Source organism: Phenylobacterium sp. (assembly GCF_031360265.1).
Lineage (GTDB): Bacteria > Pseudomonadota > Alphaproteobacteria > Caulobacterales > Caulobacteraceae > Phenylobacterium.
Genome location: NZ_JANMBF010000129.1, coordinates 1 through 13329, shown reverse-complemented (window position 1 = coordinate 13329; position 13329 = coordinate 1). Strand labels below are relative to the sequence as shown.

The window sequence follows — 13329 nt, the reverse complement described above, 5'->3', positions numbered from 1 at the left end:
TCCGACCGCTCTGTCGGGCAGCCATCGTGGGACACCGCCACGGCCGCTCCTCTGGGAGCGGCCGTTGCTGTTTTTGGGGCGCGACGCCGGGCCCGCGAACCGACCTCGACGGGAGCATTGGAACGCGACATTAACCATCTGCCGCCACGCTTCCGACTCGCCGGTGCTCAATCCTGAGCATGGGGCGTCGCGACGCATCCTTCGCGATCGGAAACCAGCTTGCGAGCCAACCAATCCCTGACGGATACTCCACGTGTTCTCGCGCCCCGACGCGCCGCGCCGCGGTGGCGGGGCGACAATCCAGTCGCGATGCGTCTTACATGAAGCCCCGTGCGTTCCTTGCTGCTGTTCTCATTCTGGGAATTTTCGCGCCCGCGGTGTCCGCCCAGCCCGCGGGCAATCGCGCCGCATCGGAGCCTGTGGCCGCATCCGGAGCCGCCACCTCGGCGCCGCAGCCCGCGCCGACCCAGGTGACGATCGCACCAGCCAGCGGCGCGAATCTCAATATCTCGCCAAAGCGCGTGACATTTGATCGTAGCCATCGCTCGGGCTCGATCTTCATTTTCAACCAGGGCTCCGGTCCGGGCACCTTCGACATTTCCCTGGTGGACCGGGTGATGATGCCGGACGGCCAGATCCTGCCGCTTGCGGACGCCCTGGCCAAGCCGGAGACCAAGGCGATCGCGGATCGTGTGAGGTCGGCAAAGAACGTCCTGCAGGTTTCGCCGCGGCGCGTGACGCTGGATCCCGGCCAAGGACAGACGATCCGTCTGCGCATGATCGGCGCGGCCGACGAACCGGGCGCGGCCGAACTTCGCAGCCACCTGACGATCTCGACCCTGCCCCCGCGGGAGGCCGGCACGACGGCGGAGGCTGCCGCTGCGGCGGCAGCTCCGCAGGGCGAGTTGCGGTTTCAGATCAACGCCCTCCTGGGGCTGAGCATACCGGCTATCGTGCGCCTGAATGAGTTGGACATTCGCGCCGGCCTCGAGAACGCCCGCCTGAGCTATGAGCAGCTGCCGCCATCCCTGGGCGCGCCCGCGGTCAGGACCGCGATCCTGACGCTGGAACTTGTCCGGCGGGGCGCGAACTCCCTCTTTGGCAATGTTGAGATCCGCACCCAGGGTGATCTGCGGCCCCTGCCGATGGGCATGGCCCGCGGAGTGGGCGTCTATACCGAGATCGAGCGTCGGACGATCCGCATCGCCCTCACCCGCGTCCCGGCGCCAGGTGAGCACCTGGAGGTGACCTTCACCGACGACGACACATCGCCGGGAAAGCTCCTTGCGAAACTCATCCTCTAGACGCGTCGCGCTCCTCGCGACGACGGCCTCGCTGATCCTGCTCAGCGGTCGGGGGATCGCGCAGGTTCGCCTACCCGACACCATCGACGCCGTTCTGCGGTCCAGCAGCCGCGGGTCCGACGCGCCGGAACGGCCTGGACTTGAACGCCCGGCAGACGCCTTCGGAGACCTCCTGCTCGCCGCGCCGGACGCGGCGCGACTGGCGGATCGCGCGGCGGTCGGGAACGGGCGCCTGATCCGCGCCGGCGCGACCACAACCTCGAGCCGGGGCGCGGCGCCGGTCCGCGCCTTGGCCTATTCGCCCCCCGATCCGCAGACGCTGCTGCTGTTGTTTGTGCAGCTCGACAATCTCACACTGACCGAGGGCATGGCCGCCTACGGCCTGCAGGACGACCCACAAATCCCTGTTGGCGAGCTTAGCCGCCTGCTGGAACTCGACATTCAGATCATGCCCGGCGAAGGACGGATCATCGGCAATATCGGTGAGGCGCGCCGTGCGCTGGTGATCGACCTGCCCACCGGCACGGCGCGAATTGGGCCGACGCAAGTTGCGCTTGCGGCTGGCGACGTCGCCGTCAGCCCCACGGAAATCTATGTGCGGGCCTCGGTGCTGTCGAAGCTTCTGCCGCTCAAGTTCGAGGTGAACTCGCGCGCCCTATCGATGAAAATCACGGCGTCGGAACTGCTGCCGATCCAGGGTCGCCTGCAGCGGGTCGCGCGGTTGCGCCAGGCGACGCCAAGCATCGCTGCGCCGGTGATGCGGGTCGAGACGCCGTACCGCCTGTTCACCCCGCCGTCTATCGATGTCGCGCTGGGCCTCGGCCTGCAGACGACTTCTCCGCGGGTTCCAAGCCGCTATGATGTCCGGCTGGGTGGCGATCTTCTCTATGCTGGCCTTCAGGCCTATTTCGGCTCCGACGAAACCGGCAGCCTGTCGACGGCCCGGATTCTGCTCGAGCGCAGGTCCCTGGACGGGGATCTTCTGGGGCCCCTGCACGCCCGCAGCGTCGGCATCGGCGATGTCTTCACGCCGGGCCTGGCCATCGGGCCCCGTAGTTTCAGCGGACGCGGCATTGCGATCTCCACCGTTCCTCTGGACCAGACCAACGTCTTCAATCGCATTGACCTGCGCGGCGAACTGCAGCTGGGCGATGACGTCGAACTCTACGTCAACGACGTCCTGCAAGGGGGCCAGACCCAGTCCCAGCGCGGCCAGTACGAATTCCTCAACGTGGCGTTGACCCAGGGCGTCAACGTCGTGCGCATCGTCACCTATGGGCCGCACGGCCAGCGCAAGGAGGAAACCCGGATCATCAATGTCAGCGGCGGTCTGCTTCGTCGCGGGGAGACAACGTTCGCCTTCGGCGCGGTCGATCAAGACGAGCCACTCTTGCGCTTAGGCAACCGCGATCCCTTCGCGATCGATCGCAGCGTCGGCAAGCGCCGCGTCGTCGCTCAGGTGAACTACGGCCTCAGCCAATACCTCACCCTGACCGGCGGGGGGTCGGTCTATACTGACCAGCGAGGTCTCTCACGTCAGCTCTATGGCGCGGGTCTGCGCGCCTCCGTCGCCGGCTTCGCCACCCAGCTGGACGCCGCCGCCGACAATCGCAACGGCTCGGGCCTGGCCGCGACCGTCGCCGGCAGGATCCTGGGAGCCAACGTCGCCGTGCGCCACGCCGAGTACCGCGGCGGCTTGCTAGATGAGAACAACTCGGAAGCGGACTTCGGACGCCCGCTGGACCGCCGCTCCGAGCTCACGGTCGATCAGAACATCCTGTTCGCCGGTCGGGTCTTCCCCATTTCCCTGCGCGCTGTGCGCGACATCTATAGCGACGGCGGCAGCGCGATCATCGGACAAGCCCGCGGCTCCGCCTCGCTGGGCAGTGTCCTGTTTTCCACGGGATTGGAATACGACCACAACTCTGTGGCCTCCGGGGCGATGAACGAGCGACTGCGCGGCTTCCTCTCGGGCTCGACCTTCAAGAACTACCAGTGGCAGGTCCGCGCGACCCTCGACTACAATCTCATCCCCGACGTCCAGGTGACCGGCCTTGGCCTGACGCTCGACAGGGCCGTGACCGACACCTGGCTTTTGCGATTTGCCGCGACCCAGCGCTTCGATGCGCCCAGGAGTCTGGAGTTGATCGCCGGTACGACCACGCGGACGAAGTATGGGGACCTGACCTTCACCGGCCAATATAACACCTTGGACTCCAGTTGGCGGCTGGGCGCTCAGATGAATTTCGGCCTGGGCTACAATCCCGTGGTCGGGGGCTATCAGCTGACGCGGCCTGGCCCCGGCTCGGGCGGCTCGGTCGCCTTCCACGCCTTCATCGACGCCAACGGCGATGGCCAGTTCAATCCAGGCGAAAGGCCGGTCTCCGGCGTCACCCTCCAGGGCGGCGATCATGTTGCGCGCACAGGTGCGGACGGACGCGCCTATCTGAGCGGTTTCGGCACGGGTCCGACGGCGCGCGTGCTGGTCGGCATCAACGACATCGACAACACAGCCGTCAAAACCCCGCCAGTGGTCGTCGAGTTCGCGCCCCGGCCCGGCGGCGTCACCCAGGTCGAATACCCAATGCGCCCGACCGGCGAGGTTCTGGTGACCATTCGGCTGCGCCGGCCGGATGGGCAACTGGTCGGGCTTTCGGCGGTCCGGGTCCGGTTGGTCGACAGCAAGGGCGCATTTGCCGAGAGCGTCACCGAGTTCGACGGCTCGGCGAATTTCCTCGACCTGCCCGCGACAACCTATCAGCTGCAGCTCGACGCCGAGCAGGCCGCGCGCCTGCGCATGAAACTTCTGGCGCCGGTAAGCGTTACCATAAGGCCTGATGGATCGTTCACCCCCGACGCGTCCGCGGAGGTGCGGTTCGAGCCCCGGGCAGCGCTTGAAGGACACCCTCCAGGTTGACTGGGCTCTTGACCAAACAGCGGCTAGACTGGAGCGCATCTTTCCGCGTCAGGCGGGCGTATTCTGCTGTGATCATGAGTCGATTGTTCAAGACGGGCGTGGCCCGCGTTCTGATGGCGTTGCTGGTGGCGCTGCTTGGCGCCATGCCAGCTCAGGCCGCCTCCACCTACACCGTGCGCGTCACGACCAACGTCGATCTTGGCAATGTCACCTCGGGAACCACCGGCAACACAGTCTTCCGCGTTGATCCGACGTCAGGCTTGGTGACGATCGTTTCCGGCTCGGCGACCCGATCGAGCAGCGGCGCAAGCCGCGCCGTTGTCACCATAGGCTGCAGCGCGACCGGCGTCGGGGACTGCACAAAAAACGTCAACGTGAAGTTGGGGGTCGTGGGATCCCCGACCGGTCGGGCGCGCACCCTGTCGCGGATCCAGATCGCCATGGGCACAGCGACGCTCGCCAGCAGCCCGACCACGCCAAGCTCCCCCGCCTTCGCCATCGGCCCGATCGGCGCCAATTCGTCGAAGACCTTCTTCGTCGGCGCCGACTTTCCAATCGCCGGTGATGATTCGGGCCTGCCCACGGCGGCCGCGGAATCCGACTTCTTCGCGTGGGCCGCCGAAGCGCCCGGCGCCCCTTCAACGGGCGACGTCGGCCGGTTTCAGGCGCGCGTGATCCGTTCCATCGCCCTGTCGAAGGCGTCGGACCTGGTGTTTGGCCGCATCACCAAGCCGCCAACCGGCTCGGGGACCGTTTCCGTCAACGCCGCGACCGGGGTCCTGACGGCGACGGGCGGGGCTTTCGGTCTGACGCCGCCGACGCCGACGCGGGCGAGTTTCAACGTCACCGGCGAGGGCGGTCAGGCGTTTACGGTCACCTTGCCGCCGTCCTTTTCCATGACCGGCCCCGCCGCCCTGACCGTCACCACCACCAATACCGTCGCGACGGCTCCGATCCTCAGCTCGTCCCTCGGATCGGGGGGTGGCTATGCCTTCGGCGTCGGTGGCTCGATGCCGGTCAGCAACACGACGCCCGATGGCAGCTACAGCGGCAGTTTCACGGTCACGGTCGCCTACAACTAGCCCCGTCTACAGCGAGCCCCGTCGCGACACGCTGGCTCCATCGGTGTAGAAGTCGTCAAATCCACGGAAGGACCACCATGAAGACCCTGATCGCCGCGGCCTTCGCCCTATCGACCCTGGCTACCTCGGCCCTTGCCGAACTCAAGGCCGGCGCCAAGGCGCCCGACTTCACCGCGCCGGCCTTCCTGGCGGGCCAACCCTTCACCTACAAGCTCGCTGACGCCCTCAAGAAGGGCCCGGTGGTGGTCTATTTTTTCCCCGCCGCCCACACCTCTGGCTGCAATCTTGAAGCACACCTGTTTTCCGACGCCATCGACCAGTTCAAGGCCGCCAAGGCCACGGTGATCGGCGTTACGGCCGGCAATATCGATGAACTCGCCGCGTTTTCCGCGGAAACCGAGCATTGCGGCGGGAAGTTTCCGGTGGCCGCGGACCCCGGCGCCAGGATTGCCAGGCAGTACGATGCGACCTTGGTCGCCAAGCCCAACTGGTCGAGCCGGACCTCCTACGTGATCGCCCAGAACGGCGAGATCGCTCACGTCTACTCGAACCTCAACCCCAACGACCACGTCACCCAGACGCTGAACGCGGTGAAGGCGTTGAAGAAGTAGCCTGCGGCGGCCGAGCGCTTCCGAAGTCTGCAATCGCTTGCTTCGGCGGCGTTTTTCCCCTATCTGCCCGCCTCTTCACGGAGAGCGGTCTCTCGCGGAACACCAAAGGGCTCGGGAAACACCCGGCCGCCGCGTCAGAGATCCATCGTGGCCAGCGGGCCTTCCGCCGCCGGTCGCGCCGCCTCCATAAGGAAGAAGGAACCTATGGCGCTCTACGAGCACGTCGTCATCTCGCGGCAGGATATTTCGCCGCAACAGGCCGAAGCCCTCAACGATACCATGAAATCTCTGATCGAAGCCGGCGGCGGCACCGTCGCCAAGATCGAGTACTGGGGCCTGCGCAACCTGACCTACAGGATCAAGAAGAACCGAAAGGGACACTACTCCCTGCTGGCCATCGATTCCCCGCCCGACGCGGTGAAGGAGATGGAACGCCAGCTCAGCATCAACGAAGACGTCCTGCGGTATCTGACCGTGCGCGTCGAGGAGCTGGAGCTGGAACTCTCGCCGATCCTCGCCCGCCGCGATCGTGACCGCGAACGCCGCGATGACTTCCCTGCCAAGGAAGGAGCCTTCTAATGACCGACGAAGCGATCACCACCGAAGCCCCCCAAGGCGCAAATGGGCCAGCGGGCGCAGCCGCCGGCGGCGCGCGCCGGCCGTTCTTCCGCCGTCGCAAGGTCTGCCCGTTCTCCGGGGCCGGTGCGCCGAAGATCGACTACAAGGACGTCAAGCTCCTGCAGCGCTACGTCTCCGAACGCGGCAAGATCGTGCCGTCGCGCATCACCGCGGTGTCGGCCAAGAAGCAACGCGAACTCGCCAAGGCGATCAAGCGCGCCCGTTTCCTGGCCCTCCTCCCCTACGTCGTGAAATAGGGGATCCGGCACATGAAAGTCATTCTGCTCGAACGTGTGGAAGGCAAAGGCGCCCTGGGCGACGTGATCAACGTCAAGGACGGCTACGCCCGAAACTTCCTGCTCCCGCGCGCAAAGGCGCTGCGGGCCAACAACGCCAACCTGAAGGTCTTCGAAGGCCAGCGGGCCGAGATCGAGGCGCGCAACGCCAAGGCCAAGGACGTCGCCGGCCAGTCCGGTGAAAAGCTCGACGGGACCGCCTACATCCTGATCCGCCAGGCCGGCGAAAGCGGCCAGCTCTATGGCTCGGTGGCCGGCCGGGATGTGGCCGACGCGGTCAATGCCGCCGGCGGATCCAAGGTCGAACGCGCCATGGTCGTGCTCGACAAGCCGATCAAGACGCTCGGCATGCACGAGGTGAAGGTCCGGCTGCACCCGGAAGTCACCGTCACCGTGACGCTCAACATCGCCCGCAGCCAGGATGAGGCCGAGCGGCAGGCGCGCGGCGAGAACGTGATCAACTCTCAGTTCGAGGAAGATCGCATCGCCGACGAAGAAGCCCAGGCCGATCTGTTGGAAGGCGGCGCGGGTTCGATCGAAGGCAACTACGTCCAGGACTGACGTTGCCGAGCCTCTCCGCGAGAGACTGAAAAGAACAAGGCGGGCCGGCTTTCCGGCCCGCCTTTTTCATGCCCGAAGCCTGCAAGGCCGCCCTTCGTCCACAGCCCCGGCGGATTTCAGTGGACGGGCGATAAGGCACAGTGATCGCCGACCCCGCCCTGAGCTATCCATAGGCCATGGCTCTCGTACCCGCCCTCGACCTGCGTCCCGTCTCCAACGACATGGCGATCCCCCACGCGCCTGCCAACGTCGAGGCCGAGCAGGCGCTGCTGGGCGCGCTGCTCTATGACAACGCCGCGTTCGAGCGTATCGGCGACTATCTTCAGGGTCGGCACTTCTTCGAGCCCTTCCATCAGCGGCTGTTCGCGGCCATCGAAGGCCACATCCGCAAGGGTCAACTGGCCGAGCCGATCCTGATGGCCGAGCAGTTCGCCAGGGACGTGGGCTTCGCCGAGCTGGGCGGTGTGCGCTATCTGGCGGACCTGGTGGACCGCGCCCCACCCGCCGCCAACGCCCCGGACTATGCCCGAGCGGTCTACGATCTGGCGCTGCGCCGCGACCTGATCCGCATCGGCGGCGACATCTCCAGCGTGGCCGCCCAGGGCGACGCCGAGCTTTCGGCCCGCGACCAGATCGAGGCGGCGGAACAACAGCTCTATGCCCTGGCCGAGACCGGTGGCGTGTCCCAGGGGTTCGTCACCTTCGCCGACGCCCTGCATGGTGCGGTGACAATGGCCGCGGAGGCCCACAGCCGCGACGGCGGCCTGGCCGGCCTCTCGACCGGCCTGGTCGACCTGGACTCCAAGATCGGCGGCCTGCACCCGTCCGACCTGGTGATCATCGCCGCGCGGCCGTCGATGGGAAAGTCGTCGCTGGCCTGCAACATCGCCTTCGACGTGGCCAAGCACTACGCCTGGGAGCCGCAACCCGACGGCTCGAAGAAGACCGTCCGCGGTGGGGTCGTGGCCTTCTTCTCCCTGGAAATGGCCGCCGAGCAGCTGGCCATGCGCCTGCTGGCCGAAGCCTCCGGCGTCTCCGGCGACCGCCTGAGAAAGGGCGAGATCGACGCCTCGGAGTTCGGGCGGGTGCGCGACGCGGCGCTGGAGATCCAGGAGGCGCCGCTCTACATCGACGCAACCGGCGGCCTCAGCATGGCCAAGCTCGCCGCCCGCGCGCGCCGCCTGAAGCGGATGGTCGGCCTGGACCTGGTGATCGTCGACTACCTCCAGCTGATCACCGGAGGCGAAGGCAGCCGCAATGACAACCGCGTGCAGGAAGTCAGCATGATCACCCAGGGGCTGAAATCCCTGGCCAAGGAGCTGGCGATCCCGGTCATCGCGCTGGCCCAGCTCTCGCGGCAGGTCGAGAATCGCGAGGACAAGAAGCCACAACTCTCCGACCTGCGTGAATCCGGCTCCATCGAGCAGGACGCCGACATGGTGATGTTCATCTATCGGGAGAGCTACTACCTCAGCCGGCTCGAACCGCGCGACAACACCCCGGAACACTTCACCTGGCAGGAGGAGATGGACAAGGTGCGGGGCGTCGCCGACATCATCATCGGCAAGCAGCGCCACGGCCCGATCGGCAATGTGAAACTCTCCTACAACGAGGAGATCACCAAGTTCGGCAATCTGGCTCGCGATCCCAGCCGCTACGACGCGCGTTAGGCGGCCATGGCCGAGCCGCCAATGGTCGCCTCTGGGGCGCGCCTGACGATCGATCTCGACGCTCTGGCCCACAACCACGCCGTGATCCGCGCCGAGGCAAGCGGGGCTGAGGTGGCGCCGGTGCTGAAGGCCGACGCCTATGGCCTGGGCGCCGGACCGGTGGCGCGGCGACTGTGGGCGGAGGGCGCGCGAAGCTTCTTCGTCGCCCGCCTGGCCGAGGGCGAGGCCCTCCGCACGGCCCTGACCCCAGGTCGGCCAGCCACGATCTACGTCCTTGACGGGCTGACCACGGGCGCCGCGCCACGGCTTGCGGCCGCCGGTCTGACGCCGGTGCTCAATACCCTGCCCCAGGTCATCGCCGCCAGATCTGTCGCCGCCGCTGCCGGCAAGCCCCTCACCATCGCCCTGCACGTGGACAGCGGTATGAACCGCCAGGGCCTGACGGCTGAGGAATGTTTCGTGCTCGGACAGTCCCGCGGCGGCCTGCATGGCCTCGAGGTCGGCCTGTTCATGAGCCACCTTGGCTCGGCTGCCGAACCCGAAAACCCTCGTAACACCCATCAATTGTCGGCCTTTCTAGATGTGCGCGGGCAGTTTCCCGGCGCCCGAGCCAGCCTGTCGGCCTCAGCCGGCGCCTTCCTTGGGCCGGACTACCGGTTCGATCTGGTGCGGCCGGGCGTCAGCCTGTTCGGCAGCGGCCCGCTGGAACGGCCGGACGCGCGGCTGCGCGCGGTCGCGACGCTGACCGCGCCCATCCAGGATATCCGCGACCTGAGCTCAGGCGACATCCTGGGCTATGGCGAAGGCGTCCGCATCGCTGCCCCGACACGTGTGGCGATCGTCGCGGCGGGCTATGCCGACGGGGTGATCCGCGCGGCGAAGACTGGCGGCCGGGCCTGGTTCAATGGAGCGCTGCGTCGCATCCTGATCGTCACAATGGACATCCTTGCTATCGAACTTGGCGATGCCAACGCCGCCATCGGCGAGAATGTCGAACTGCTTGGGCCGAATGCGCTCCTCGACGATCTGGCGACAGCGGCGGGCAGCGTCGCCCACGAGGTGCTGGTGCGGCTCAGCCACAGAGCTGAGCGCACATATCTTGGCGAAGCCTGACCCGGCCGGCCTCAGGCGCAAACAGACGGGCGCGGTCCGCTTCAGCTAGACTGGCGGCCCATCCGAATCAGGAGCCACTCCCCCGCCATGGCCCGCGACGGCGCCGTCTATGCCTGCCAGTCCTGCGGGGCCGTCCAGACAAAGTGGGCGGGCCAGTGCCCGGCGTGCGGCGCGTGGAACACCCTGGTCGAGGAGGGTCAGAGCCGGCCGCCGGGCGCTCTTGCCCCCTCCAAGGCCAGCCGCGCGCGGGGCCTCGCTTTCGAGGGCCTGGCGGACCAGACGCCCGCCCCGCCGCGCATCGCCACCGGTGTCGACGAGTTCGATCGGGTCTGCGGCGGCGGCGTGGTGCCGGGTTCGGCGATCCTGCTGGGCGGAGATCCCGGCGTCGGCAAGTCCACCCTGTTGCTCCAGGTCGCCGCCCAGGCGGCGCTGCGCGGCGCCCGATGCGCCTATATCTCCGGCGAGGAAGCTGTCGAGCAGGTGCGGGCGCGGGCGCAGCGGATGGGCCTGGGCGACGCGCCGGTCAAACTCGCCGCAGAGACCTCGCTGCGCGCCATTCTGGACGGGCTGAAACGCGAGCCTTTCGATCTGGTGGTGATCGATTCCATCCAGACCATGTGGAGTGACGCTCATGAGGCCGGCCCGGGCTCAGTCACCCAGGTCCGCGCCGCCACCGGGGAACTGGTCAGGTTGGCCAAGAAGCAGGGGGTGGCGGTCGTGCTGGTGGGTCACGTCACCAAGGAGGGCGCCATCGCCGGCCCCCGGGTCATCGAGCACATGGTCGATGCGGTCCTGGCCTTCGAGGGCGAGCGTGGCTACCCCTTCCGCATCCTGCGCGGCGCCAAGAACCGCTTCGGCGCCACCGACGAGATCGGCGTGTTCGAGATGGGCGATGCCGGCCTGGCGGAGGTGAAGAACCCCTCGGCGCTGTTCCTCAACACCTCCGGCGAACGGGCCGCCGGCGCCGCGGTGTTCGCTGGGATCGAAGGCTCGCGCCCGGTGCTGGTAGAGTTCCAGGCCCTGGTCGCGCCCTCAACCTATGGCACGCCGCGACGCGCGGTGGTGGGCTGGGATTCCGGCCGCCTGGCGATGGTGCTGGCGGTTCTCGAGGCCCGCTGCGGGCTCAGCCTCGGCGATCGCGACGTCTATCTGAACGTGGCCGGAGGCCTGCGCATCACGGAGCCGGCGGCGGATCTGGCGGCCGCGGCGGCGCTGGCGTCCTCCGCCCTCGACCAGGCCCTGCCGCAGGACAGCGTTGTGTTCGGCGAAATCAGTCTTTCAGGCGAGGTGCGCTCGGTCAGCCGCATGGAGTCCCGCCTGAAGGAAGCCGCCAAGCTCGGGTTCCGCCGCGCCCTCGGACCCGCCGACCTCGACGGCGGCGGGGCCATGCAGGTGATGGGCGCCAGCCGGCTGGCCGACGCGGTGCGACGGATCGGGGACGGCCAATGGGACTAGGCTTGACCCTCTTCGATCTGGTCGTCCTGGGTCTGCTGGCGATTTCCGGTCTGGTGGGACTCGTCCGGGGCGCTGTCCGCGAGATCGCGGCCCTGGCCGCGCTGCTGGCCGCCGCGGCGATCGCCATTTTCAGCCTGCACGCTTCGGCCCCGCTCGCCCGGCGGCTCGTGCATCCCGACTGGCTGGGGACGGCCGCGGCGCTGGTCCTGGTGTTCGCTGTCGCCTATGTCGTCTTGCGCATTGTCGGCGGGATGATCGCCCGCCAGGTGCAGCAAACCAGCTTCGTCGGCGCGCTTGACCGCAGCGTCGGCCTGGTGATCGGCCTGGGGCGGGGCCTGATCGTGCTGGGCGCGCTCAACCTGATGTTCAACGCCGCCACCCCCGACGACCTCAAGCCGCACTGGATCGTCGGCTCCGCCACCTGGCCGCTGGCCCAGAACATGGGCCGGATGCTCAACGCCCTGGCGCCCAAGGGGCTGGACATCGCCGGCCGCCTGAAACCGGCGTTCGACCGCGCGGTCCGTAGCGCCACGCATCATGCCGTTGATGACAGATCGACGTCAGGCGGCTACGACGCCCGCCAACGAGGCGAAATCGACGAGCTCGTGGAGAAGGCCCGATGAGCCGGTCTGACGCGCAAGGCCCTCCGCCCTATCGGGATCCGCTCGATGACTCGCCGCGCCTGGAGTGCGGCGTGTTCGGCGTGTTCGACACCGCCGAGGCCGCCGGCCTGACCGCCATCGGATTGCACGCCCTGCAGCATCGCGGCCAGGAAGCCTGCGGCATCGCCTGTTTCGACGGCCAGAGGTTCCACACCGAGCGGCATATGGGCCACGTGGGCGATGCGTTCGGCGGCGCCGACCTCACCGAGCGGCTGCCCGGCCGGTTCGCCATCGGCCATACGCGCTATTCCACCTCCGGCGGCTCGTTCGTGCGCAACGTCCAGCCGATGTTCGCCGACATGGAAGCCGGGGGCGTGGCGCTGGCCCACAACGGCAACCTGACCAACTTCCTGACGCTGCGCGATCACCTGGTGGGCAACGGGGTGATCTTCCAGTCGACGTCGGATTCCGAGGTGATCCTGCACCTGATCGCCCGCTCGCGGAAATCGCGCTTCGTCGACCGCTTCATCGACGCCCTGTCGCAGATCGAGGGCGGCTACGCCCTGGTGGCGCTGACCAACAAGAAGTTGATCGGGGTGCGTGACCCGCTGGGCATCCGCCCGCTGGTGCTCGGCGACCTCGACGGCAAGCCGATCCTGGCGTCGGAGACCTGCGCGCTGGACATCATCGGCGCCCGGTTCGTCCGCGACATCGAACACGGCGAGATGGTGGTCATCGATGCCGACGGCGTCACCAGCATCAAGCCGTTCCCGGCGGAAAAAGCCCGGCCCTGCATCTTCGAATATGTCTACTTCGCCCGGCCAGACTCGGTGGTGAACGGCCGCTCGGTCTATGAGGTGCGCAAGCGGATGGGCCGTCGGCTGGCCCAGGAAAGCGGCGTCGACGCCGATGTTGTGGTCCCCGTGCCCGACAGCGGCGTGCCGGCGGCCCTCGGCTACGCCCAGGAAGCCGGCCTGCCCTTCGAGATGGGCATCATCCGCAACCACTACGTCGGCCGCACCTTCATCCAGCCGACCCAGGCGACCCGAGAGTCCAGCGTGCGCATGAAGCTCTCGCCCAACCGCTCGGTGCTGGCCGGC

General features: G+C 67.6%; 12 protein-coding genes. All 12 read left to right on the top strand.

Annotation, left to right across the window (positions count from 1 at the left end):
• Positions 1-179: 179 nt before the first annotated feature.
• Positions 180-1304, top strand: a complete 1125-nt coding sequence (locus RMN86_RS11760) for a hypothetical protein (RefSeq protein WP_309606028.1) — start codon at positions 180-182, stop codon at positions 1302-1304.
• Positions 1285-4221 carry a hypothetical protein gene (locus RMN86_RS11755; protein WP_309606027.1) on the top strand — a complete coding sequence of 979 codons (2937 nt, stop codon included), beginning with the start codon at positions 1285-1287 and terminating at the stop codon, positions 4219-4221. Before RMN86_RS11760 ends, RMN86_RS11755 begins: the two co-directional genes overlap by 20 nt.
• A gap of 74 nt (positions 4222-4295) precedes the next feature.
• Positions 4296-5303, top strand: coding sequence for a DUF4402 domain-containing protein (locus tag RMN86_RS11750; protein ID WP_309606026.1), 1008 nt, complete (start codon positions 4296-4298; stop codon positions 5301-5303).
• Between the two features lie 77 nt (positions 5304-5380).
• Positions 5381-5914 carry a peroxiredoxin gene (locus tag RMN86_RS11745; RefSeq protein WP_309606025.1) on the top strand — a complete coding sequence of 178 codons (534 nt, stop codon included), beginning with the start codon at positions 5381-5383 and terminating at the stop codon, positions 5912-5914.
• A gap of 204 nt (positions 5915-6118) precedes the next feature.
• Positions 6119-6493 carry a 30S ribosomal protein S6 gene (gene rpsF, locus RMN86_RS11740; protein ID WP_309606024.1) on the top strand — a complete coding sequence of 125 codons (375 nt, stop codon included), beginning with the start codon at positions 6119-6121 and terminating at the stop codon, positions 6491-6493.
• The gene (rpsR, locus tag RMN86_RS11735) at positions 6493-6789 is read left to right on the top strand and encodes a 30S ribosomal protein S18 (protein ID WP_309606023.1); all 297 of its coding nucleotides are present in this window, start codon (positions 6493-6495) and stop codon (positions 6787-6789) included. Before rpsF ends, rpsR begins: the two co-directional genes overlap by 1 nt.
• A 12-nt stretch (positions 6790-6801) precedes the next feature.
• Complete coding sequence (rplI, locus tag RMN86_RS11730; RefSeq protein ID WP_309606022.1) at positions 6802-7389, top strand: 50S ribosomal protein L9; 588 nt, start codon at positions 6802-6804, stop codon at positions 7387-7389.
• Between the two features lie 176 nt (positions 7390-7565).
• Positions 7566-9059: a replicative DNA helicase gene (locus RMN86_RS11725; RefSeq protein WP_309606021.1), complete on the top strand. Its 1494-nt coding sequence runs from the start codon at positions 7566-7568 to the stop codon at positions 9057-9059.
• Positions 9060-9065: 6 nt separating this feature from the next.
• On the top strand, positions 9066-10172 hold the full coding sequence (gene alr / locus RMN86_RS11720) for an alanine racemase (protein WP_309606020.1): 1107 nt from the start codon (positions 9066-9068) through the stop codon (positions 10170-10172).
• 87 nt (positions 10173-10259) lie between these two features.
• Positions 10260-11627, top strand: coding sequence for a DNA repair protein RadA (gene radA / locus RMN86_RS11715; protein ID WP_309606019.1), 1368 nt, complete (start codon positions 10260-10262; stop codon positions 11625-11627).
• A 2-nt stretch (positions 11628-11629) separates the two neighbouring features.
• Positions 11630-12250 (top strand): CvpA family protein, encoded by a 621-nt coding sequence (locus tag RMN86_RS11710; RefSeq protein ID WP_309606018.1) that lies wholly within the window; start codon positions 11630-11632, stop codon positions 12248-12250.
• Positions 12247-13329 (top strand): amidophosphoribosyltransferase (gene purF / locus RMN86_RS11705; RefSeq protein WP_309606017.1); only part of this gene is annotated, 1083 nt, incomplete at its 3' end. The genes RMN86_RS11710 and purF, both read left to right, overlap by 4 nt.

Coding starts and splice junctions, on each gene's coding strand:
- RMN86_RS11760 (WP_309606028.1), top strand. CDS start 180: ATGGGGCGTCGCGACGCATCCTTCGCGATCGGAAACCAGCTTGCGAGC.
- RMN86_RS11750 (WP_309606026.1), top strand. CDS start 4,296: ATGAGTCGATTGTTCAAGACGGGCGTGGCCCGCGTTCTGATGGCGTTG.
- RMN86_RS11745 (WP_309606025.1), top strand. CDS start 5,381: ATGAAGACCCTGATCGCCGCGGCCTTCGCCCTATCGACCCTGGCTACC.
- rpsF (WP_309606024.1), top strand. CDS start 6,119: ATGGCGCTCTACGAGCACGTCGTCATCTCGCGGCAGGATATTTCGCCG.
- rpsR (WP_309606023.1), top strand. CDS start 6,493: ATGACCGACGAAGCGATCACCACCGAAGCCCCCCAAGGCGCAAATGGG.
- rplI (WP_309606022.1), top strand. CDS start 6,802: ATGAAAGTCATTCTGCTCGAACGTGTGGAAGGCAAAGGCGCCCTGGGC.
- RMN86_RS11725 (WP_309606021.1), top strand. CDS start 7,566: ATGGCTCTCGTACCCGCCCTCGACCTGCGTCCCGTCTCCAACGACATG.
- alr (WP_309606020.1), top strand. CDS start 9,066: ATGGCCGAGCCGCCAATGGTCGCCTCTGGGGCGCGCCTGACGATCGAT.
- radA (WP_309606019.1), top strand. CDS start 10,260: ATGGCCCGCGACGGCGCCGTCTATGCCTGCCAGTCCTGCGGGGCCGTC.